The following is a 20,930-nucleotide window of genomic DNA, read 5'->3' as shown; positions in this document are numbered from 1 at the left end:
ACAACTTATAAAAACAAGGATATCTGCATGTCTCATTACCTGCTTGCCATCGACCAGGGCACCACCAGCAGCCGGGCGATTGTCTTCAGTGCCCAAGGGCTGCCCGTGGCGCGTGCGCAGCAGGAGTTCAAACAGTATTTCCCGCAGGATGGCTGGGTTGAACATGATGGTGAAGAGCTGTGGCTGAGCACCCTCAAGGTCTGCCGTGAGGCGCTCAAGCAGAGCGGCCTGAGTGCCAGTGATGTGGCGGCCATCGGCATCACCAATCAGCGTGAAACCACCCTGGTGTGGGATGCGCAGACCGGTACACCGATCCATCCGGCGATTGTCTGGCAGGACCGGCGCACCGCCGACTATTGCGCCGAACTGAAAGACGCCGGGCATGAGGCAGCCGTGGCGGCCAAAACCGGGCTGCTGATTGACCCGTATTTCTCGGCCACCAAGCTGCGCTGGATTCTGCATAAAGTGCCCGGCGCCCTTGAGCGTGCCGAGCGTGGTGAATTGCGCTTTGGCACCGTGGATTCCTTCCTGCTGTGGCGCCTGACCGGTGGCAAGTCGCACAAGACTGACGCTAGCAACGCCTCGCGCACCTTGCTGTTCAACATCCACACCCAGCAGTGGGATGAAGAGTTGCTCAAGCTGTTTGAGATTCCCGCCAGCCTGCTCCCGGAGGTGCTCGATTGCGCCGCTGATTTCGGTATTACCGAAGCTAATTTGCTCGGCGCCGCCATTCCGGTGTTGGGCATGGCCGGTGATCAGCAGGCGGCACTGATCGGTCAGGCGTGTTTCGAGCCCGGCATGGTCAAAAGCACCTATGGCACCGGCTGTTTCATGATTCAGAACACCGGCGGCACGCCGGTGATCTCGAAAAATCGCCTGCTGACCACGGTTGGCTATCGGCTGAATGGCCAGGTCACCTATGCGGTGGAAGGCAGCATCTTTGTCGCTGGCGCCGCCGTGCAGTGGCTGCGCGACGGCATCAAGCTGATCAGCCATGCCCGCGATACCGAGGCGATGGCCGAGCAGACCGGTGATGCCTGCGGCGTGTATCTGGTGCCGGCCTTTACCGGTCTGGGCGCGCCGTACTGGGACCCGAAAGCCCGTGGTGCAATCTTCGGCCTGACCCGCGATACCGGGATCAAGGAAATCGTCACCGCCGGCTTGCAGTCGGTGTGTTATCAGACCCGTGATCTGCTCGAAGCCATGCGCCAGGACGGCGCGGCCGAACCGAGTGCGCTGCGGGTCGATGGCGGCATGGTGGAAAACAACTGGGTCATGCAGTTTCTTGCCGACATTCTTGGTGTCCCGGTAGAGCGCCCGGAAGTTACGGAAACCACGGCGCTTGGCGTGGCCTATCTAGCCGGTCTGCAAGCCGGGCTTTATAAGGATTTGGCGAGTATTGCCCGGCATTGGCACCGTCAGCAGCGGTTCGATCCGCGCATGGCTGACAGTCACCGCAGCAAGCTCTACGACGGTTGGCTGGATGCGGTGAAAAGGGTGCGCAGCGAAGGCTGAGGGGTGGTAAAACTCGCTGCAAGATTATTGGTCTTTGGAGCCCTGCATGTCGATATGCCGCCAGCTGGTTGCTCGTGGATTGTTGCTGATGCTGCTTGGCTTTGCCGGCTGGGCGCGGGCAGAGACGCTGGTGATTGCCGGGGATATCTGGTGTCCGGTTAATTGTCAGCCAGGCTCCGAGCGGCCAGGCATCTTTGTTGAGCTGGCGCGGGAGATCTTCGCCGAGTCCGGGATCGAGGTGCAGTATCAGGCGCTGAACTGGGCGCGAACCCTGCAACAGGTGCGCCGTGGGCAGTTGAATGCGGCGATCGGCGCGGGCGTCGAGGATGCCCCGGACTTTCTCTTTGGCGCCACGCCCGTGGCGTCGTCACGCAACTGCTTTTTTACCTTGCCGGATTCCACCTGGCGCTTTACCGGCATCGCATCGCTCGCCGAGCAACGCCTTGGGGTCATCAATGACTACAGCTACGGCGATGAGCTGAACACCTATATCGCCCTGCATCACGGCGACAGCGAACGCATTCAGATTGCCGCCGGTGACACGGCGTTGGCCTTGAATATCGGCAAGCTGAGCCATGGCCGTGTGGATGTGGTGCTGGAAAACGCCTGGGTGATGCAAGCCATGCTGGCCAGCCAGGGGCGGGAGGGGGCGCTGCGTGAGGCTGGCTGCCGCAGCCCGGATGTGCCGATCTACCTGGCGTTCTCCCCTGCGCTGGAGTCCAGCCCACGCTATCTCGCGTTGTTCGAGCAGGGCGTGCAGCGCTATCGGGCCAATGGCCGTTTACAGCAGCTGCTGCAAGCCTATGGAGTGGGCACGCCCTGAGTAGAAAACGGCCCCGTTGCCGGGGCCGCGACCATCAGTAGCTGTATTGCACTTGCAGCCAGGCTTTGTCGGTATCCACGGCAAAGTCGTCGGCGTCGTAGCTGGCGTATTTAACCAATCCAACCAGGCCCTTCACGCCGGGAATCGGGTGGGCGTAGGACAGGTTGATCTCCTCACCGTACTGGCTGCTGCCTTGTTCCGCGCGAAAGTCGTGGTACCAGGCCTGCAGGCTGCCGCCCAGCAACGGCGCGGTGACGCCGGCGTAGGCATCCTTGACGCCGCCAGCGGGCGTCATCAGGAAGATATCAGACCAACCCTGAAACGCATGCTTGGTCGCCAGCGGGGTCTGGAAGGCGCGGTTGCCTGGGCCTTCATCGCCGCCAAGCACTTCATAACCGGCTTTCAGCGCCACGCCCTTGAGGCTGTAACCGAGTTCAGCCAGGTAATAGTCGCTATCCAGATCCAGCGGGTTGTCGGCATATTCGCTCTGCTGCGCGTATTCCAGCACATAGCTGAGGCCTTTGACCGCACCGTTGAGGCGCAGGCCAGTGGTCTTGCTCGACTGGCTGCCCGCCGTCAGGTTGTCCAGGCCCAGGCGGTACTGGTAGGCGGTGGCGGTCAGTTCCGGCATCAGGATGTACTGGGCGTTGAGCAGGTGGCTGTGGCCTTCGATATTGGCCGGGTTGGCGGCGCTGTCGTAGCGACCGTTGCCGGGGCCGAAGATGCTGTTGATGTTGTCGATATAGGCGTAGGTCAGGGTCAGCCCGTCCAGCGGCTTGAGCTGGGCCAGGGCGCCGTCGTAGGTCTGCTCGTTCTGCCGCCAGGCCACGCCGCCCACGAAGCGCTGATTGTCCAGGTTGATCCGTTGGCGGCCGAGTACCGCGCTGCCGTACTGGTGGTCGTAGCGCAGCAAGGCCTGGTTGATCTCGCTGCCGTCGGGGTCGGCGACCACCGAGTATTCGCTCTGGCCATTGCGGGTTTCGTTGTAGCTGGCGTCGCCGATGCGGCTGACGTTGTCTGCCTCGATCAGCGCCGACAGGCCGTACCACTTACCGCTCTGTACGCCTACGCGGGTGCGCAGGGTTTGCGCGTTGGCGTGCTTGAGGGCGTTGTCCTGGTCGACATGCTCATAGCGGTAGCGTGCGTCGAGAATCGGCTTGGCCTCGCTGAACAGCTTGCTGAAGTCTTCTTCGGCGAGGGCGGCGTGGCTGAGGGTGGTGCCGGCAATGGCCAGCGACAGCAGAGACAGTTTCATCATGTGCATAGCGGTCTTCCTGTAAGCCAAAAAACGCAAAAAAAAACGCCACAGCGCCCATGTCTCGAAAGGAGAGGGTGCTATGACGTCGTTGTCGGTTGAGTGGCAGACACGCCGTTGTGCTGACCGGGGTGGCTCATAGCAGGCGGCGTGCCAGGATTTATAAGCTGCTGATTTTTGAAGAATTAGTGAATTTTTAAGAATCTTTGGCGATTAGCCTGTGCACTGTCGCTGCACGCCGCGCATTCGGACAGTGCAGCTGTACCGGCGCAATCGTCGGCCGCTGTAGTGGGAATGCGTTGGTGTGCTGCGGCATGCTCTGCGCCATCACCGATAAGGAGCGTCGCCCCATGCAGCTTGAATTTCACCAGATCGATGCCTTTGCCACGCAGCCATTTACCGGTAATCCAGCGATGGTCTATCGCCTGGAGCGCTGGCTTGACGACGCGCTGATGCAGCAGATTGCCGCCGAGCACAACCTGGCGGAAACCGCTTTTGTGGTGAAGGAGGGGGTGGCCTGGCATATCCGCTGGTTTACCCCAACGGCGGAAGTGCCGTTGTGCGGCCATGCCACCCTGGCCAGTGCCCATGTGCTGTTCAAGGTTTACGGCGAGCCGGGTGATGTGCTTGATTTCACCTGTTTGTCCGGCGCGCTGCGGGTCAGCCGCGTAGGTACCAAGCTGGTACTGGATTTCCCTGTGCGCCGTGCGCAATCGTGCGACTTACACGCAGAAGTTGAGCAGGCCCTGGGCTTGCCGGTAGAGCGCGTGCTGGCGTTGCATGGGGGGCAGGGGATTCAGGAACTGCTGGCGATTTTGCCTAGCGAGGCGGCGGTTCGGGCTTATCAGCCGGACCTGGCCGCTGTTGCCTCGTTGCCGGGGTTGGGCTTGCTGATCAGCGCCCCCGGTGAGCAGCATGACTTCGTCTCGCGTTATTTCGCCCCCTCCATCGGCGTTAATGAAGACCCGGTAACTGGTTCGACCCACTGCATCCTTACCCCCTACTGGGCGCAGCGTCTGGACAAGACCCGGCTCCGCTCCTTCCAGTGTTCTGCGCGCGGCGGCGAGTTGCATTGTGAGCTGGTCGGTGAGCGTGTACAGATCGCCGGCCAGGCGTTGTTGATCGCCAGTGGCCGGTTGCTGTTGGAGTAGGTCAGCTGTCGCTGCTGTAGCGACGCACGCCGGATTCACCCAGGTTGACCTGGGCGGCGATGCTGCCGGGTGCGGGGAATACTACTAGATGGTCGGCAGCGACACGGATACCGACTTGCTGGCCGGGCAGGTGATCGGCATGGCTGGGGAAGATCGATTCCAGCTGGCTGCCAGTAGCAAGCTGCAGGCGATAGAGGGTCGCTGCACCGAGGAAGGTCTTGCCGACGATTAGCGCCTTTTGCGTGCTGTCCGGGTCGTACACGATATCGTCCGGGCGCAGCAGCACGTCCACCGCGCTGCCGGTTGGCCAGGTGTAGGCGCGGTTGCCGCGAATCAGGCCCAGTTCGGTTTGCACCGAGTCCGGGCTGAGCAGCTGGCCGCGAATAAAGTAGCCCTGACCGATAAAACTCGCGACAAACGGCGTTAGCGGTTCGTGGTAGAGGTTGAATGGGGTGTCCCACTGCTCCAGCTTGCCTTCCTTGAATACGCCGACGTGATCGCTGACGGCGAAGGCTTCTTCCTGGTCATGGGTCACCAGAATCGCGCTGGTGCCCCGGGCTTTGAGAATGTCGCGCACCTCATGGCTCAAGCGCCGACGCAGCTCGCCATCCAGATTGGAAAACGGCTCATCAAGCAGCAGCAGTTGTGGTTCCGGCGCGAGAGCACGGGCCAGGGCTACGCGTTGCTGTTGGCCGCCGGACAGCTCGTGCGGGTAGCGTTTGCCGAGGTGGCCAAGTTTGACCAGTTCCATCAGCTCCTGGGTAACCCGCTCGCAATTGGCTTGCTTGCGGATGCCGAAGCCGATGTTCTCGGCCACGCTCAGGTGCGGGAACAGCGCGTAATCCTGGAATACCATGCCGATTCGGCGTTTCTCGGGGGCCAGGGTAAAACCGGCCTTGGAGATAACCTGATCGGCCAGCTGGACCTCGCCCTCCAGCACCGGCTCAAAACCGGCGATGGCTCGCAGTGTGGTGGTCTTGCCGCAACCCGATGGGCCGAGCAGGCAGCCGATATCGCCGGCATTCAGATGCAGATTGAGGTTCTGTACCACCTTGTGTCCGGGGTAGCCGCAGCTCAGGTCACGCAGGTTCAGCAGCGGCTGGTTCATGCGTGGTGATACGCCGGCTCAACCAGAAATTCGAGCAGCGCCTTCTGTACATGCAGGCGGTTTTCGGCTTGATCCCAGGCGGCCGAGCGCGGGTCATCGAGCAGATCTTCGCTGATTTCCTCGCCACGGTGAGCCGGTAGGCAGTGCAGGAACAGTACGTCGTCGGCGGCGGCATCCAGCAGTGCACGGTTGACCTGGTAAGGCTGGAACAGCTTGAGGCGTTCGGCGGCTTCGTCTTCCTGACCCATCGAGGCCCACACGTCGGTGCTTACCAGGTGTGCGCCGGCAACGGCGGCAAGCGGGTCACGCGTTATCTGCACACGGTCGTCTGCGGCGGCGAGGAATTTGGCGTTTGGCTCATAGCCCTCGGGGCAGGCGACGCGCAGTTGGAAGTCGAACTGCATGGCCGCTTCTATATAGGAATTGCACATATTGTTGCCGTCGCCGATCCAGGCCACTGTCTTGCCCTTTATGCTGCCGCGATGCTCCTGATAGGTCTGCATGTCTGCCAGCAGTTGGCAGGGGTGCAGATCGTCGGACAGGCCGTTGATCACCGGTACGCGGGAGTTGGCGGCAAATTCGGTCAGGGTACTGTGGGCGAAGGTGCGGATCATCACCGCATCGAGCATGCGCGACATGACGATGGCCGCGTCGCCGATCGGCTCGCCACGGCCCAGCTGAGTGTCGCGCGGCGAGAGGAAGATGGCCTGGCCGCCAAGCTGGATCATGCCGGCTTCGAACGACAAGCGGGTGCGGGTCGAGGCCTTCTCGAAGATCATGCCTAGTACGCGATTCTTCAGCGGCTCGAAGAGTACGCCGCGGTTGCGCAAGTCCTTCAGCTCCATGCCGCGGCGGATCAGGCTCACCAGTTCGTCCGGTGTGCAATCCATCAGCGAGAGAAAGTGTCTTGCGCTCATCGTTAACTACCTTTTGACAGCTGGGCGCAGGTTCAATGGCCTAATTAAATAGAAGAAACGGCAGAACCTGCGGCTGGGGGGCCGCACTATGCGACGAAACGGGGAAGTCGCGATCTTATAAGCAAACGCCGATCAGGCGCAAATTGCCTGCTGCTTTCAGGCGCGTGGTGTTGGCGCGGGAACCATTTATCTGCTGACCTGATGCCGGGCAATTCACGTAACGAACCCTGCTGGTGCAGAGTGCAGGCAGCCGCCATAGTCATGGTTTGCGGTGCTGCGTGCATCGAATCAAAACAAGAGGCTCGGCCATGACCAAAACCCTCCACCACCGTGCATGCCATCTCTGTGAAGCCATTTGTGGTCTGACCATTGAAACCGAAGTGCAGGACGACGGCTCCACGCAGATCCGTTCGATCAAAGGCGATGCCCAGGACAGTTTCAGCCGTGGTCATATCTGCCCCAAGGCCGTAGCGCTGCAGGATATCCAGAGCGACCCCGACCGCCTGCGTCAGCCCATGCGCCGGGTGGGCAATGAATGGCAGGCCATTGACTGGGATGAAGCTTTTGAGCTGGTGGCCGAGCGCCTGAGCACGATCCAGGCGCGGCATGGGCAGAACGCCGTGGCGGTCTATCAGGGCAATCCGAGCGTGCACAACTACGGCCTGATGACCCACAGCAACTACTTCCTTGGCCAACTGAAAACCCGCAACCGTTATTCCGCCACCTCGGTCGATCAGCTGCCGCATCACTTGACCAGCCACCTGATGTACGGCCATGGCCTGCTGATTCCGGTTCCGGATATCGACCACACCGACTTTATGTTGATTCTCGGTGGCAACCCGCTGGCTTCCAACGGCAGCATAATGACCGTACCGGACGTGGAAAAGCGCCTGAAGGCTATCCAGAAACGCGGCGGCAAGCTGGTGGTGGTCGACCCGCGGCGCAGCGAAACCGCTGCGATTGCCGACCAGCATGTGTTTGTCCGTCCCGGTCAGGATGCTGCGCTGCTGTTCGGCCTGCTCAATACCCTGTTTGAAGAAAACCTTGGCCGCGTCAGTCATCTGACCGTCGATGGGTTGGAGGAGGTGCGTCAGGCGATTGCCGGCTTTGCCGCCGAAGCTATGAGCGCCCGCTGTGGCGTGCCAGCGCAAACGATTCGCCAGTTGGCGCGAGACTTTGCCGCTGCCGATTCGGCTGTTTGTTATGGCCGGATGGGGGTATCTACCCAGGCCTTCGGCACCTTGTGTCAGTGGCTGGTGCAGTTGATCAATCTGGTCACCGGCAATCTTGATCGAGTGGGCGGAGTGCTCTGCACCGAGCCGGCCGTGGACCTGGTGGCCTCGACGTCTGGCGGGCACTTCAATCGTTGGCAGAGTCGCGTGTCCGGCTTGCCGGAGTACGGCGGCGAGTTACCGGTGTCGGCCCTGGCCGAGGAAATGCTCAGCGAGGGTGAAGGGCAGGTGCGCGCGCTGGTCACGGTGGCGGGCAACCCGGTGCTGTCCACCCCCAACGGTCGGCAGCTGGAGCAGGCGCTGGATGGTCTGGAGTTTATGCTCAGCATCGACTTCTACATCAACGAAACCACGCGCTATGCCGACCTGATCCTGCCGCCGACCGGGCCGCTGGAACACGACCACTACGACACCACCTTTAATATGTTCGCGGTACGTAATGTCACTCGCTTCAATGAGGCGGTGCTGGCCAAGCCTGTCGGCGCGCTGCATGACTGGGAAATTTTCGTCGGCCTGGCCAAGGCCTTTGCCGCCAAGACTGGCGTGGAACTCAAACCGACCATGGCACCTGAGCAGATGATCGACATGGGCCTGCGCTTTGGCAGCTACGGCGACAAGTCGGAGCGTAAGCTGTCATTGGCTACGCTGCGTGAGCACCCGCATGGGCTCGATCTGGGGGCGCTCAAGCCCAACCTGGCGGGTCGTCTTAAAACCGCCAACAAGCAGGTTCAGGCGGCACCCGCGGTGATCATGGCCGACTTGCAGCGCTTTGCGGAGCTGCCGACGGCCAAGGCGGATGAGCTGCTGCTGATCGGTCGACGCCATGTGCGCAGCAATAACTCCTGGATGCACAACTACCACCGCCTGGTTAAAGGCAAGCCGCGTCATCAGCTGCTGATGCACCCAGCGGATCTGAGCCAGCGCGGACTGACCGATGGCCAGTTGGTGCGCGTGCGTTCGCGGGTCGGGGTGATTGAGGTGGAAGTGGCCGCCAGTGAAGACATGATGGCCGGCGTGGTCAGCCTGCCGCATGGCTGGGGGCATGCGCGGCCCGGTGTGCAGATGAGCATCGCCAGTGAACAGCCAGGTGCCAGTGCCAATGATCTGACTGATGAGCGGCAACTTGATGTCCTGTCCGGCAATGCGGCGTTGAACGGGGTGCCGGTACAGGTTGAGGCTGCTTGAGCAGGTCTTATCTGGCTTGAGGAAAGTGCCTGGGAAGGCCGAGCATTGCGCTCGGCTTTTCGCTACAATGCCGCCACCGTGCCGACCCGTGAGTCGGGAAGTTAAGTCCTGAGGTGCCCAATGGATATCATCGAAACCATCAAAGAGCAGATCGCCAAAAACACCGTTCTGCTGTACATGAAAGGCTCGCCGAACGCTCCGCAGTGCGGCTTTTCCTCCAAGGCTGCGCAGGTTGTGATGGCCTGTGGCGAGAAATTCGCCTACGTCGACATCCTGCAAAACCCGGAAATCCGCGCCAATCTGCCGAAGTACGCCAACTGGCCAACCTTCCCACAGCTGTGGGTGGGTGGTGAGCTGGTCGGTGGCAGCGACATCCTTGCTGAAATGTTCGAAAAGGGTGAGCTGCAGACCCTGATCAAGGACGCTGTGCAGAAAGCTGACGCCTGAGTTAAGCCGACTGCATAAACAACAAACCCCGCCAAGTGCGGGGTTTGTTGTTTATGGCGTAAGCGTTTGGCTTATTCGTCCATCTGCGATTGCAGATAATTCTGCAGGCCCACGGCTTCGATCAGGCTGAGTTGGGTTTCCAGCCAGTCGATGTGGTCTTCCTCGGAGCAGAGGATTTCTTCCAGTAGTTCGCGGCTGGCGTAGTCGCCGATGCTTTCACAATAGGCAATCGCCGCTTTCAGATCAATGTGCGCCTTGTGTTCGATCTTCAGGTCGCATTCGAGCATTTCCTTGGTGTTTTCACCGATCAGGATCTTGCCGAGGTCTTGCAGGTTAGGCAGGCCTTCGAGGAAGAGGATGCGTTTGATCAGCTTGTCCGCATGCTTCATCTCGTCGATGGACTCGTGGTACTCGTGCTCGCCGAGTTTCTTCAGGCCCCAGTCTTCGTACATGCGTGCGTGCAGGAAGTACTGGTTAATCGCGACCAGCTCGTTACCGAGGATCTTGTTCAGATGCTGGATGACCTTCTTGTCGCCTTTCATGTCTGCGTCTGCCTTGCAGGGGAGTTAGCGCTAAATTCTGGGCCGATGGTTTTCGGCTGTCAAACCTAAGTGTTTGAATTTAAAGTTAAAATTAATATGAATACGAATGCTTAAGTTCTGCGCTTGGGCGTTAAGGTATTGAATTTCAGGCATAAAAAAACCGGACACTAGGTCCGGTTCTTTTATATCGCTAAATATTAGGCGGCAACAAAGTTTGCTGGGTAGGCCATAGCCGCTTGGCTGCTCTGCACTTCACTCAGGGTGTCACGTACCACTTGCTTGGCCAGACAGGCGCATTTGCCGCATTGGCTGGCAACGCCGAGGGTGGCGCGCACGTCACGATAGCTGCAGCAGCCTTCGTAGATGGCTTCGCGGATCTGGCCGTCAGTAACACCTTCACAGAGACACACGTACATATTAAGGCTCGTGGCAGGGCAGTGGTTCGTGCGACGGATACTAATGTTAATGAGAATGCTTGTCAAAGCTGTGTGTGGATGATTGCGGATTGCCTGACGGGCGGTTGCGGGCAGGAGCTGGCTCCGTGGTGATCATATAGCTTGCCGTTGTGGTCTTCCGTGTGAGCGGCAATTAGGCCAGACCCGCTTGCCGCTTGCTTGCCCAAAGGCGGAAAGCGCTTGCCGCTTTGCCGCTCCTGTCGTGATATTTATCGGTCAAGCTATTGATAAATAAAGAGAAAATATTTTGGCACAGGCATTGCTTATGGTCTTGCACGGAAAGTAGCAACACCAACCGGCAAAGGTTTCTGACCATGAGCATCAGTTTCGATCGGGCACTCGGCATCCATGAACAGGCACTGGGCTTTCGCGCTCAGCGTGCCGAGGTGTTGGCTAACAACATCGCCAACGCCGACACGCCGCACTACAAGGCGCGCGATCTGCAGTTCGCCACCGTGCTGGCTGAGCAAAGCGCGAAGAACCAGCGCGGCCAGGTGAGCCTGAATCGGACTGACAGCCAGCATATTCCTGCGGATGGCGTGATCGTCGGGGATGCCAGCTTGGCGTATCGCACCCCGTTCCATCCCTCGATTGATCAGAACACCGTCGACCTGCAGATCGAGCAGTCCAATTACGCCGAGAACTCGGTGCAATTCCAGGCCAGCTTTACCTTTCTCAACAGCAAATTCAAAGGGCTGGTCAACGCCCTGCGCGGCGAATAACAGGAGCCTGATGCCATGTCACTTGCCAGTGTTTTCAATATCGCCGGAATGGGGATGAGCGCGCAGAGCACTCGTCTGAACACCATCTCCAGCAACATTGCCAACGCCGAGACGGTTTCCTCGAGCATTGATCAGACTTACCGCGCGCGTCATCCGGTGTTTGCCACCGTGTACCAGTCGGCGCAGGACGGTGATCGTGGTTCGCTGTTTGCCGATCAGGACAACGCTGGTGTGGGCGTGCAGGTGCTCGGTGTGGTCGAGGATCAAAGCAGCCTGATGCCGCGTTATGAGCCCAATCATCCAGCAGCTGATGCGGGCGGCTACGTGTATTACCCCAATGTCAATGTGGTGGAAGAAATGGCCGACATGATTTCTGCCAGTCGGGCTTTTCAGACCAACACGGAAATGATGAACACAGCCAAGCAGATGATGCAGCGCGTATTGACTCTGGGTCAGTAAGCCAACGGAAAAGGAGTGTAATCCCATGAGTACTGTTGGCGATGTCAGTGGTTCGGCACTGGATCAATACCAGATCAAGAACGAGACCAAGACAAACAAGGACCTGGGCAAGAATGAGTTCCTCAACTTGCTGGTGGCCCAGTTGAATAACCAGAACCCGCTGGAGCCGCAAGGCAATGGTGAGTTTATCGCCCAGCTGGCGCAGTTCAGCCAGGTAGAGGGCATCGAGAAGCTGAACACCAGCATGGGTTCGCTGCTTACCGGCTATCAGTCGTCCCAGGCGCTGCAGGCGTCCTCGCTGGTCGGGCGCAAGGTGATTGTCCCGAGCGACAAGGCGGTGGTTGATACCAGCGAGAGCTTCAAGGCCAGCCTGGTATTGCCGGTCAGCAGCAGCAACGTCTACGTCAATATCTATGACAAGGCTGGCGCTGCGGTAGGGCGCGTCAATCTGGGTGAGCAGGCGGCCGGCAATGTCAGCTTTATCTGGGATGGCAAGGATTCCGGCGGCAATCTGTTGCCGCCCGGCACTTACAAGTTCGAGGCGCAGGCCACCTACGCCGATGGCACCAAGGGCCTCTACACCATGCTGCCGGCCAACGTAGACAGCGTGACCCTGGGTGGCAAGGAGTTGATGTTGAACCTGGCTGGGCTTGGCAGCGTGCCAATGTCGCAAGTCCAGGTAATCGGTCAGTAACTAGCAGGTTTTAGCCGCCGGCTTTCCGGCAAAGGAGTCTTCCATGGGTTTCAATATCGGTCTTAGCGGTCTACGTGCGGCGACCAGTGACCTTAACGTGACCGGTAACAACATCGCCAACGCCGGGACTGCCGGTTTCAAGCAGTCGCGTGCCGAGTTTGCCGATGTTTATGCCGCCTCCGTGCTGGGTTCTGGCTCGAACCCGCAGGGCAGTGGCGTGCTGTTGGCGGATGTGTCGCAGCTGTTCAATCAGGGCAATATCAATTACACGCAAAACGCCCTGGACCTGGCCATCAATGGTAATGGCTTCTTCGTCACCAGCAACAATGGCGAGGTCAGCTACACCCGCGCCGGTTACTTCGGCACTGACCGTGAAGGCTTTATGGTCAACAACTTCGGCTACCGGCTGCAGGGCTATGCGGTTGATGCCAACGGCAACCTGCAGAACGGCGTGGTCGATGACCTGCAGATCCAGACTGCCAGCCAGGAGCCACGTGCAACCGAGAGCATCCTGCAGACATTCAACGTCAACTCGACCAATGTGCGGCCGACCAACGCCGGCACCATGGCCGCTCCGACCTTTGATCCTACCGACCCGCTGTCCTATAACTCCTCGACCTCGCTGAATATCTATGACAGTCAGGGTAACTCCCATGTCATGACGCAGTATTTCGTCAAGGATGCGGCGCCGGCCAACAACAGCTGGACCATGCATGTGCTGATCGACGGGGTAAACCCGCGTGACCCCACCAGCACGCGACCTTTCAGTTATGACTTGAACTATGATGCGGCGGGGCAGCTGGCGACGCCGGCATTTACCCCGCTGGCAGGCATCCCGCCCAACGCCGCCCTGGATGCGCCGGCCATCCCGGTGGGTACGGTGAATGGCGTGATTCCCTATGCCCAGGCTGACTGGATTCCGGCCGAGCGTGACCCGGTCACCGGCAACCTGGTGCCCAACGGGGCCGACAGCGCCACCGCCGGCTTTACCTTCGACATGCGCGGCTCCACGCAGTTTGCCAGTGCCTTTGCCGTCAGTAGCGTCAGCCAGGACGGCTACACCACCGGCCAGCTGTCGGGGCTGGAGATCGACGATACCGGGGTAATCTTTGCCCGTTACACCAACGGTCAATCGCGGGTGCAAGGGCAGGTGGTGCTGGCCAACTTCGCCAACGTGCAGGGGTTGACGCCGGTCGGCAAGACCGCCTGGGTGCAGTCGTTCCAGTCGGGTGAGCCGGTGGTCGGTACGCCGCGTAGTGGCACCCTGGGTGCCCTGCAGTCGGGGGCGTTGGAGGATTCCAACGTCGAGTTGTCGGATCAGCTGGTTAACCTGATCGTGGCGCAGCGCAACTATCAGGCCAACGCCAAGACCATCGAGACCGAGAGTGCGGTGACCCAGACCATTATCAACCTGCGTTGATAAGTGGCGTTGCCTGCGGCAGGCAAGCCGTCTGCCGCAGGCGGCAAGACTACGCCGTTCAGGTTGTACAGAGGCTCCTTCGGGAGCCTTTTGTTTTTTAAAAATTCATAAATATCAGTTGCTTATAGTTATTTTTCGAGTGTGGCATAGCTATTGCTTTGTGGTCTGCATAGAGCAGCGGGCGGCAAGCCCAACTCGGAGAATGACTATGGACAAGATGCTGTACGTTTCCATGACTGGTGCCCACAACAACACCCTGGCCCAGCGTGCCCACGCCAACAACCTGGCGAATATCTCGACCAGCGGCTTTCGTCGCGATTACGAGCAGGCGCGCTCTATGCCGATCTTCGGTGACAGTTATCCGTCGCGGGTCTATGCGATGAGTGAACGCCCGGGTACCGATTTCACGCCTGGCTCGCTGCAGGAAACCGGTCGCGATCTGGATGTGGCGGTTGGCGGCAAGGGTTGGCTGGCCGTACAGGCACCCGATGGCACTGAAGCCTACGTGCGTACCGCTAGCCTGAACGTTGACGCCCTGGGCGTGCTGCGTACCGGCAATGGCTTGCCGGTGATGGGCAACGCCGGGCCGATTGCCGTGCCGCCAGAACAGAAGATCGAGATCGGCAAGGACGGCACCATCAGCATTCGCGCTCTGGGCGAGGATCCCAACGTGCTGGCCGAGGTTGACCGTTTGAAGCTGGTCAACCCCGATCCCAAACAGATGGAGAAGGGTGTCGACGGGATGATCCGCTTCAAGGGGCAGGGCCCGGTGTTGGCGGATGCCAATATGGAGGTCACCTCGGGCTTTCTCGAGTCGAGCAACGTCAATGCTGTGGAAGAGATGACCGCAATTCTCTCCCTGTCCCGCCAATTCGAACTGCAAGTGAAGATGATGCGCACTGCCGAGGACAACTCGGCGGCGATGGCTCGCGTCTTGCAGATGACCTAATTATCAGCACGCGGCGTCGTTAAACCGACGCCCGAGGAGAATCGATATGCTTCCTTCACTGTGGGTCAGCAAGACCGGTCTGTCCGCTCAGGACATGAACCTGACCACCATTTCCAACAACCTGGCCAACGTCTCGACCACCGGCTTCAAGCGTGATCGCGCCGAGTTCGAAGACTTGCTGTACCAGATCCGCCGTCAACCAGGTGGCCAGTCCAGTCAGGACAGCCAGCTGCCTACCGGCCTGCAACTGGGTACCGGGGTGCGGATTGTCGGTACGCAGAAGATTCATACCCAGGGCAGCCTGCAGACCACCGAGCAGCCGCTGGACATGGCGATCAACGGTCGCGGTTTCTTCCAGGTGCTGCTGCCTGACGGTACGGTTTCCTATACCCGTGATGGCAGTTTTCACCTCAACTCCGATGGCCAGGTGGTGACGTCCAATGGCTATGCCCTGGAGCCGGCCATCGTGCTGCCTAACGAGGTACGCACCTTTATCGTGGGCGAGGATGGCACTGCATCGGTGACCACCGCCGGCAACCCGCAGCCGCAGATCGTGGGCAACCTGCAAACCGCCGACTTTATCAATCCGGCGGGCCTGGAAGCGATCGGCAACAACCTGTTCCTCGAGACCGCCGCCAGCGGTGCGCCGCAGGTCGGTACGCCTGGTTTGAATGGCCTGGGCGTGATGCTGCAGAACACCCTGGAAAACTCCAACGTCAGCGTGGTCGAGGAGCTGGTGAACATGATCACCACCCAGCGCGCCTATGAAATGAACTCCAAGGTCATTTCCACTGCTGACCAGATGCTCGGTTTTCTTTCGCAGAATCTTTGATAGGTAGGGCCGGTTAGTCGCGCTGCGGCTGGCCTGGCTTTGGATACAGCAAGGAATCGCTTGAACGGGTACTGGTGGCTCAAGTTACGCACCATCCCAGACAACGCATGAGGTAGTAGATATGAACCGGCTGATAATCATTAGTGCACTGCTTGGCCCCCTGGCTTTGAGCGGCTGCATGGCTCCCGCGCCTAAGCCGGATGATCCCTATTACGCTCCGGTGATGCCGCGTACTCCGCTGCCGGCGGCGCAGAACAATGGTTCGATCTATCAGGCCGGTTTCGAGAATAGTCTGTTCGGTGATCGCAAGGCTTATCGGGTGGGTGACATCATCACCATCACCCTGAATGAGCGCACCCAGGCCAGCAAGAACACCAACAGCCAGATCAGCAAAGACAGTTCGGCCAACCTTGGCGTGCCTAACCTGTTTGGTATGACTGTTTCTCCGCAGAACCCATTGACTGCTATTGGTGCTCTAGGGCGCGTGGCCGAAGGGCTTGGCATGACTGCTGAGAACCTGAGTTTGGGCTCAAGTTTTGACGCCACTCGTTCGGCTGATGGCTCCGGCGCAGCCGGGCAGAGTAATAGCCTGACCGGTTCGATTACCGTTTCGGTGGCTGAAGTGATGCCCAACGGCATCCTGTTGGTGCGCGGGGAGAAGTGGATGACCCTTAACACCGGCGATGAGCTGGTGCGGATTGCCGGGCTGGTGCGGGCGGATGACATCGCCACCGACAATACCGTGTCTTCGACTCGGATTGCCGATGCACGCATCACCTACTCGGGTACCGGCGCCTTTGCCGATGCCAGTCAGCCGGGCTGGATGAGTCGTTTCTTTCTTAGCCCAATGTGGCCGTTCTGAGGATGGCCACTATGACGTTTCCCAAATACCTAGTGGTTGTAGCCGCCTTGCTGATGGCGTCGCTGGCTCAGGCCGAGCGGCTCAAGGACCTGGCCAGCATTCAGGGCGTGCGCACCAACCAGTTGATCGGTTACGGCCTGGTGGTTGGTCTGAACGGCAGTGGTGACCAGACCACGCAGACGCCGTTCACCGTGCAAACCTTCAACAACATGATGGCGCAGTTCGGCATCAAGGTGCCGCAGGGCGGCAACGTGCAGCTGAAGAACGTTGCCGCAGTGTCGATCCATGCTGACCTCCCGGCGTTCGCCAAGCCTGGGCAGACCATCGACATCACCGTGTCCTCCATCGGTAATGCCAAGAGCCTGCGCGGTGGCAGTCTGCTGATGACGCCGCTCAAGGGTATCGACGGCAACGTCTACGCAATTGCCCAGGGCAATCTGGTGGTCGGCGGTTTTGACGCCGAAGGCGGCGACGGTTCGCGGATTACCGTCAACGTACCGTCGGCGGGGCGCATTCCTGGCGGCGCGACGGTCGAGCGGCCAGTGCCAAGCGGTTTCGATCAGGGCAATACCCTGACCCTCAACCTTAATCGTCCGGATTTCACCACCGCTAAGAATATCGTCGACCATATCAACGAGCTGCTTGGCCCTGGCGTGGCCCAGGCCGTCGATGGCGGCTCGATTCGGGTTAGCGCGCCGCTCGATCCAGGTCAGCGGGTGGACTACCTGTCGATTCTGGAAAATCTCGAAGTCGAAATCGGACAGGCCGTGGCCAAGGTCATTATCAACTCGCGCACCGGCACCATCGTGATTGGTCAGAACGTGCGCGTGCAGCCTGCCGCAGTGACCCACGGCAGCCTGACCGTAACCATTACCGAAGACCCGATTGTCAGCCAGCCGGAAGCACTGTCTGGCGGTCAGACCGCCGTGGTGCCACGTTCGCGGGTGAATGCTGATGAAGAAGCCAAGCCGATGTTCAAGTTCGGCCCGGGGACCACGCTGGATGAAATCGTCCGCGCGGTGAATCAGGTAGGCGCTTCGCCTTCCGACCTTATGGCCATCCTGGAGGCGCTTAAGCAAGCCGGCGCTCTGCAGGCTGATCTGATCGTGATTTAAGGGAGCACACGCCATGGACTCTCGCCTTTCAGCCGGTTTGCTCGGCGGCACCAGCACTGTCGACAGTGGTGCCTATAACGATCTCAATCGCCTCAACCAGTTCAAGGTCGGCGGCGACAGCGAAAAGAACATCAAGAAGGTGGCTCAGGAGTTTGAGTCGCTGTTTCTCAATGAAATGCTCAAGGCCATGCGCTCGGCCAACGAAGTGTTCGGTGAAGGCAACTTCATGAACAGCAACGAGAGCAAGACCTATCAGGACATGCACGACCAGCAGTTGTCCGTGACCCTGTCCAACCACCAGAACGGCATCGGCCTGGCCGATGTGCTGGTGCGGCAGATGTCGAAGATCAAGAATGCGGACAGTCGTCCCAATCCGTTTGCCCAGGTGAATGAGCCGGTGCCGAATGCGCCGAGCAAGCCACTGGCCAAGGTCGACAGCACGCGTGACGATACGTTATTGATCAACCAGCGGCGTTTGGCTCTGCCGGGCAAGCTGACTGATCGTCTGCTGGCCGGCATCGTGCCATCGGCCACTGCCGCCGACGGCCAGCCCCTGGCGCAGAACGACTGGATTCCCGCCAAAGCTTTTGCCGCACCCGCCGATACCGCGTTGGGCTTGAGCGGCATGGACGCGATCACCGGCCGGCGGATTGCCCAGCCGCCACTGGCTCCGGGCAAAGCTGCGTTCGGCTCGAAGGATGAATTTATTGCTGCCATGTTGCCGATGGCGGAGAAGGCTGCCGAGAAGATTGGTGTTGATCCGCGTTATCTGGTGGCCCAGGCCGCGCTGGAAACCGGTTGGGGCAAATCGATCATTCGTCAGCAGGACGGCACCAGCAGCCACAACCTGTTTGGCATCAAGACCCACAACACCTGGGAAGGTGACTCGGCGCGGGTGCTGACCACTGAGTTCAAGGGGGGCAAGGCAGTCAAAGAGGCGGCCTCGTTCCGCGCTTATGAGTCTTTTGCCCACAGCTTTGAAGACTACGTGAGCTTCCTGCAGGGCAATGGCCGCTACGAGAAGGCCCTGGCCAATACCGACAAGCCTGAGCAGTTCGCCCGTGAGTTGCAGAAAGCCGGCTACGCCACCGACCCGCAGTATGCCCGCAAGATTGCTCAGATAGCGCGGCAGATGCAGACCTATCAGACGGTTGCGGCCGTCACTACGCCGTCCACCAACGGATGATGAAAGATGGCTGACCTACTCAATATTGGCCTGTCCGGACTCGCGGCGAACAAGACTTCGCTGGCAGTCACTGGCCACAACATCACCAACGTCAATACACCGGGCTTCTCGCGCCAGGAGACGGTGCAGGCCACGCGTATTCCGCAGTTCAGTGGCGCGGGCTATATCGGCTCGGGCACCACGCTGGTTGATGTGCGACGCATCTATAACGAGTTTCTCAACACCCAGGTGCGTAGCAGCACGGCGTTGAACAGCGATGTGCAGTCCTACCTGGGGCAGATCAATCAGCTCGACTCGTTGTTGGCCGGTAGCACCACCGGGGTCAACCCCGGCCTGCAGAAGGTATTTGCCGCGCTGCAAACCGCCGCCGAGGATCCGGCCAATATCCCGGCACGGCAGCTGGTGCTGTCCGAAGCCGAGGGCTTGGCCAAGCGCTTCAATACGGTGTACGACCGCCTGTACGAGCAGAACGCCTTTATCAACAAGCAGCTGTCGGCAGTGACTGATCAGGTCAACCAGTTGGCCACCTCGATTGCCGGTTACAACGATGCCATCGCCATTGCCGCATCCAATGGACAGCAGCCCAATGATCTGCTCGACGCCCGCGAGGAAGCGGTGCGCAAGCTGTCGACCTTTATTGGCGTGACGGTGGTGGCTCAGGATGACAGCAGCTACAACCTGTTTGTCGGCTCCGGCCAACCGCTGGTGGTGGGTAGCACGGCGGCGCGCCTGGAAGTGACTCCGGGGTTGTCCGACCCGCTGCGCAGCGAGGTGCAGTTTGTCAGCGGCAGTGCCCGCCAGGGCATCACTTCGCTGATTAGCGGGGGCGAGATGGGTGGGCTGATCCGCTACCGCGAAGATGTGCTGGACACCACGATGAATTCGGTCGGGCGTCTGGCCTTGTCCATAACCGATCAAGTCAACCGTCAGCTGGGTCAGGGCCTGGACCTCAATGGCCAGTTCGGTAACGGTCTGTTTCGTGAACTCAATGACCCCATTCTGATTGGGCAGCGCAGCCTGGCGAGGGTTGGCAACAGCGACCCCCTAGCCAACCTGAATGTGCTAATCGAAGATACCACTCAGCTGACCACCAGCGATTACGAAGTCGAATTCACCAACGCCACGGATTACACCGTGCGGCGGGTCAGTGATGGCACCAGCTTTGGCCCCTTTGACATCACCGTGGTACCAGCGGCGGAGTTCGACGGCATCTCGCTGAACGTCGCCAGTGGCACCTTTGCCGCCGGGGATCGCTTTCGGGTAATGCCGACGCGCAATGCGGGTGAGTCCATCCGCGCGGATATGAAGCGGCCGGAAGAGCTGGCTTTTGCTGCGCCACTGAAATCACAAACCAGCCCGGCGAATATCGGTACCGGTGTGATCAGTCAGCCAACCCTGCTGACTGAGATCGATATCTATGACCCGGTAGCTCAAACCGATCTGGAAACCAGTCTGCGCAATGCGCCGCCGCTGCGCATCGTCATGGGTGCCGGTGGTGGGGCAACTCAGGGCTATGACGTGGTGGATATCAATGGCAACGTCATTGATACCGGGGTAATCGTGCCGGGGCAGAACAATACCCTGACCATCACTGTTCCGGCGACAGCCGGCCCACCTGCGGTGCCAGTGCCCTTCGATTACGAGGTGACCATCAGCGGTCGGCCGCAAGCCGGCGATAATTTTTCGGTTTCCTTTAACACCAATGGGGTGTCTGATAACCGTAACGCCTTGAAGCTGATCGACCTGCAGAATCGCGCGACGATCGGCATCAACCCGTTGGCCCCGGCTACCACAGGTTCAAGCTTTACCGATGCATATGGTGATCTGGTGGAGCGGGTGGGTACCCTGACCAGCCAGGCGCGGGTCGATGGCGAGGCTACTGGCGCCATTCTCAAGCAGGCCACCGACAACCGTGATTCGATTTCAGCGGTCAATCTGGATGAAGAGGCGGCCAAATTGATTCAGTTCGAACAGTACTACCAGGCCTCGGCGCAGATCATTCAAGTTGCCCGCAGCCTGTTCGATACACTGATTAACACGTTCTGACGCGCCGTCTAGAAC

General features: G+C 59.8%; 20 protein-coding genes. 15 read left to right on the top strand and 5 right to left on the bottom strand.

The features are described from left to right. Positions 1-27: 27 nt before the first annotated feature. Positions 28-1,515, top strand: coding sequence for a glycerol kinase GlpK (gene glpK / locus ACIN8IBEIGE_RS16630; RefSeq protein ID WP_160015632.1), 1,488 nt, complete (start codon positions 28-30; stop codon positions 1,513-1,515). Positions 1,516-1,561: 46 nt separating this feature from the next. Beyond that, positions 1,562-2,338: an ABC transporter substrate-binding protein gene (locus ACIN8IBEIGE_RS16625; protein WP_160015631.1), complete on the top strand. Its 777-nt coding sequence runs from the start codon at positions 1,562-1,564 to the stop codon at positions 2,336-2,338. Positions 2,339-2,372: 34 nt separating this feature from the next. Here the strand turns inward: ACIN8IBEIGE_RS16625 and ACIN8IBEIGE_RS16620 are convergent, their stop codons facing one another. Next, on the bottom strand, positions 2,373-3,602 hold the full coding sequence (locus tag ACIN8IBEIGE_RS16620) for a hypothetical protein (RefSeq protein ID WP_160015630.1): 1,230 nt from the start codon (positions 3,600-3,602) through the stop codon (positions 2,373-2,375). Between the two features lie 341 nt (positions 3,603-3,943). On the opposite strand from ACIN8IBEIGE_RS16620, the gene ACIN8IBEIGE_RS16615 reads away from it, so the two are divergent. Then, on the top strand, positions 3,944-4,744 hold the full coding sequence (locus ACIN8IBEIGE_RS16615) for a PhzF family phenazine biosynthesis protein (RefSeq protein WP_160015629.1): 801 nt from the start codon (positions 3,944-3,946) through the stop codon (positions 4,742-4,744). Position 4,745: 1 nt separating this feature from the next. Here ACIN8IBEIGE_RS16615 and ACIN8IBEIGE_RS16610 read toward each other — a convergent pair whose 3' ends face one another. Both ACIN8IBEIGE_RS16610 and argF read right to left on the bottom strand, forming a co-directional pair. Then, the gene (locus ACIN8IBEIGE_RS16610) at positions 4,746-5,852 is read right to left on the bottom strand and encodes an ABC transporter ATP-binding protein (protein ID WP_160015628.1); all 1,107 of its coding nucleotides are present in this window, start codon (positions 5,850-5,852) and stop codon (positions 4,746-4,748) included. Then, on the bottom strand, positions 5,849-6,769 hold the full coding sequence (argF, locus tag ACIN8IBEIGE_RS16605) for an ornithine carbamoyltransferase (RefSeq protein WP_160015627.1): 921 nt from the start codon (positions 6,767-6,769) through the stop codon (positions 5,849-5,851). Before argF ends, ACIN8IBEIGE_RS16610 begins: the two co-directional genes overlap by 4 nt. A gap of 308 nt (positions 6,770-7,077) precedes the next feature. Between argF and ACIN8IBEIGE_RS16600 the strand changes: the two genes are divergently transcribed. Together ACIN8IBEIGE_RS16600 and grxD are read left to right on the top strand one after the other, a co-directional pair. After that, a complete protein-coding gene (locus ACIN8IBEIGE_RS16600; protein ID WP_160015626.1) occupies positions 7,078-9,186 on the top strand; it encodes a molybdopterin oxidoreductase family protein in 2,109 nt (702 codons plus the stop codon). Between the two features lie 120 nt (positions 9,187-9,306). Continuing rightward, positions 9,307-9,633 carry a Grx4 family monothiol glutaredoxin gene (gene grxD, locus ACIN8IBEIGE_RS16595; RefSeq protein ID WP_160015625.1) on the top strand — a complete coding sequence of 109 codons (327 nt, stop codon included), beginning with the start codon at positions 9,307-9,309 and terminating at the stop codon, positions 9,631-9,633. Positions 9,634-9,704: 71 nt separating this feature from the next. Here the strand turns inward: grxD and bfr are convergent, their stop codons facing one another. Together bfr and ACIN8IBEIGE_RS16585 are read right to left on the bottom strand one after the other, a co-directional pair. After that, positions 9,705-10,175, bottom strand: a complete 471-nt coding sequence (gene bfr, locus ACIN8IBEIGE_RS16590) for a bacterioferritin (RefSeq protein WP_090248283.1) — start codon at positions 10,173-10,175, stop codon at positions 9,705-9,707. Positions 10,176-10,372: 197 nt separating this feature from the next. Beyond that, complete coding sequence (locus ACIN8IBEIGE_RS16585) at positions 10,373-10,591, bottom strand: bacterioferritin-associated ferredoxin (RefSeq protein WP_090387562.1); 219 nt, start codon at positions 10,589-10,591, stop codon at positions 10,373-10,375. A gap of 353 nt (positions 10,592-10,944) precedes the next feature. On the opposite strand from ACIN8IBEIGE_RS16585, the gene flgB reads away from it, so the two are divergent. The 10 genes from flgB to flgK all read left to right on the top strand — a co-directional run bounded on the left by flgB (position 10,945) and on the right by flgK (position 20,915). Continuing rightward, positions 10,945-11,352, top strand: coding sequence for a flagellar basal body rod protein FlgB (gene flgB, locus ACIN8IBEIGE_RS16580; RefSeq protein ID WP_160015624.1), 408 nt, complete (start codon positions 10,945-10,947; stop codon positions 11,350-11,352). A gap of 15 nt (positions 11,353-11,367) precedes the next feature. Then, the gene (gene flgC / locus ACIN8IBEIGE_RS16575; RefSeq protein WP_160015623.1) at positions 11,368-11,811 is read left to right on the top strand and encodes a flagellar basal body rod protein FlgC; all 444 of its coding nucleotides are present in this window, start codon (positions 11,368-11,370) and stop codon (positions 11,809-11,811) included. A gap of 25 nt (positions 11,812-11,836) precedes the next feature. After that, entirely contained in the window at positions 11,837-12,505 is a 669-nt protein-coding gene (flgD, locus tag ACIN8IBEIGE_RS16570) for a flagellar hook assembly protein FlgD (protein WP_160015622.1), read from the top strand. Positions 12,506-12,548: 43 nt separating this feature from the next. Beyond that, the gene (gene flgE / locus ACIN8IBEIGE_RS16565) at positions 12,549-13,925 is read left to right on the top strand and encodes a flagellar hook protein FlgE (protein ID WP_160015621.1); all 1,377 of its coding nucleotides are present in this window, start codon (positions 12,549-12,551) and stop codon (positions 13,923-13,925) included. Between the two features lie 208 nt (positions 13,926-14,133). Further along, the gene (locus ACIN8IBEIGE_RS16560; protein ID WP_160015620.1) at positions 14,134-14,874 is read left to right on the top strand and encodes a flagellar basal body rod protein FlgF; all 741 of its coding nucleotides are present in this window, start codon (positions 14,134-14,136) and stop codon (positions 14,872-14,874) included. A gap of 46 nt (positions 14,875-14,920) precedes the next feature. Further along, positions 14,921-15,706 (top strand): flagellar basal-body rod protein FlgG, encoded by a 786-nt coding sequence (flgG, locus tag ACIN8IBEIGE_RS16555; RefSeq protein WP_090387555.1) that lies wholly within the window; start codon positions 14,921-14,923, stop codon positions 15,704-15,706. A gap of 121 nt (positions 15,707-15,827) precedes the next feature. Then, positions 15,828-16,568 carry a flagellar basal body L-ring protein FlgH gene (gene flgH / locus ACIN8IBEIGE_RS16550; RefSeq protein WP_160015619.1) on the top strand — a complete coding sequence of 247 codons (741 nt, stop codon included), beginning with the start codon at positions 15,828-15,830 and terminating at the stop codon, positions 16,566-16,568. Between the two features lie 11 nt (positions 16,569-16,579). Further along, the gene (locus tag ACIN8IBEIGE_RS16545; RefSeq protein WP_160015618.1) at positions 16,580-17,683 is read left to right on the top strand and encodes a flagellar basal body P-ring protein FlgI; all 1,104 of its coding nucleotides are present in this window, start codon (positions 16,580-16,582) and stop codon (positions 17,681-17,683) included. A gap of 13 nt (positions 17,684-17,696) precedes the next feature. Further along, positions 17,697-18,869, top strand: a complete 1,173-nt coding sequence (gene flgJ / locus ACIN8IBEIGE_RS16540; RefSeq protein WP_160015617.1) for a flagellar assembly peptidoglycan hydrolase FlgJ — start codon at positions 17,697-17,699, stop codon at positions 18,867-18,869. A gap of 6 nt (positions 18,870-18,875) precedes the next feature. Next, positions 18,876-20,915 (top strand): flagellar hook-associated protein FlgK, encoded by a 2,040-nt coding sequence (gene flgK / locus ACIN8IBEIGE_RS16535; protein WP_160015616.1) that lies wholly within the window; start codon positions 18,876-18,878, stop codon positions 20,913-20,915. The last annotated feature ends 15 nt before the right edge of the window (positions 20,916-20,930 follow it).

This window comes from Pseudomonas sp. 8BK (assembly GCF_902506475.1).
Lineage (GTDB): Bacteria > Pseudomonadota > Gammaproteobacteria > Pseudomonadales > Pseudomonadaceae > Aquipseudomonas > Aquipseudomonas anguilliseptica.
Note: the sequence above shows the minus strand (reverse complement) of the source record. Positions and strands in the feature narration are given on the sequence as shown.

Bases quoted from the DNA above. Each gene is read 5' to 3' on its own strand.
- flgH (WP_160015619.1), top strand. From the start codon at position 15,828: ATGAACCGGCTGATAATCATTAGTGCACTGCTTGGCCCCCTGGCTTTG.
- bfr (WP_090248283.1), bottom strand. From the start codon at position 10,175: ATGAAAGGCGACAAGAAGGTCATCCAGCATCTGAACAAGATCCTCGGT.
- flgC (WP_160015623.1), top strand. From the start codon at position 11,368: ATGTCACTTGCCAGTGTTTTCAATATCGCCGGAATGGGGATGAGCGCG.
- flgJ (WP_160015617.1), top strand. From the start codon at position 17,697: ATGGACTCTCGCCTTTCAGCCGGTTTGCTCGGCGGCACCAGCACTGTC.
- glpK (WP_160015632.1), top strand. From the start codon at position 28: ATGTCTCATTACCTGCTTGCCATCGACCAGGGCACCACCAGCAGCCGG.
- flgD (WP_160015622.1), top strand. From the start codon at position 11,837: ATGAGTACTGTTGGCGATGTCAGTGGTTCGGCACTGGATCAATACCAG.
- ACIN8IBEIGE_RS16615 (WP_160015629.1), top strand. From the start codon at position 3,944: ATGCAGCTTGAATTTCACCAGATCGATGCCTTTGCCACGCAGCCATTT.
- ACIN8IBEIGE_RS16610 (WP_160015628.1), bottom strand. From the start codon at position 5,852: ATGAACCAGCCGCTGCTGAACCTGCGTGACCTGAGCTGCGGCTACCCC.
- flgE (WP_160015621.1), top strand. From the start codon at position 12,549: ATGGGTTTCAATATCGGTCTTAGCGGTCTACGTGCGGCGACCAGTGAC.
- ACIN8IBEIGE_RS16600 (WP_160015626.1), top strand. From the start codon at position 7,078: ATGACCAAAACCCTCCACCACCGTGCATGCCATCTCTGTGAAGCCATT.
- ACIN8IBEIGE_RS16560 (WP_160015620.1), top strand. From the start codon at position 14,134: ATGGACAAGATGCTGTACGTTTCCATGACTGGTGCCCACAACAACACC.
- grxD (WP_160015625.1), top strand. From the start codon at position 9,307: ATGGATATCATCGAAACCATCAAAGAGCAGATCGCCAAAAACACCGTT.
- ACIN8IBEIGE_RS16625 (WP_160015631.1), top strand. From the start codon at position 1,562: ATGTCGATATGCCGCCAGCTGGTTGCTCGTGGATTGTTGCTGATGCTG.
- ACIN8IBEIGE_RS16545 (WP_160015618.1), top strand. From the start codon at position 16,580: ATGACGTTTCCCAAATACCTAGTGGTTGTAGCCGCCTTGCTGATGGCG.
- flgB (WP_160015624.1), top strand. From the start codon at position 10,945: ATGAGCATCAGTTTCGATCGGGCACTCGGCATCCATGAACAGGCACTG.
- flgK (WP_160015616.1), top strand. From the start codon at position 18,876: ATGGCTGACCTACTCAATATTGGCCTGTCCGGACTCGCGGCGAACAAG.
- argF (WP_160015627.1), bottom strand. From the start codon at position 6,769: ATGAGCGCAAGACACTTTCTCTCGCTGATGGATTGCACACCGGACGAA.
- ACIN8IBEIGE_RS16585 (WP_090387562.1), bottom strand. From the start codon at position 10,591: ATGTACGTGTGTCTCTGTGAAGGTGTTACTGACGGCCAGATCCGCGAA.
- ACIN8IBEIGE_RS16620 (WP_160015630.1), bottom strand. From the start codon at position 3,602: ATGCACATGATGAAACTGTCTCTGCTGTCGCTGGCCATTGCCGGCACC.
- flgG (WP_090387555.1), top strand. From the start codon at position 14,921: ATGCTTCCTTCACTGTGGGTCAGCAAGACCGGTCTGTCCGCTCAGGAC.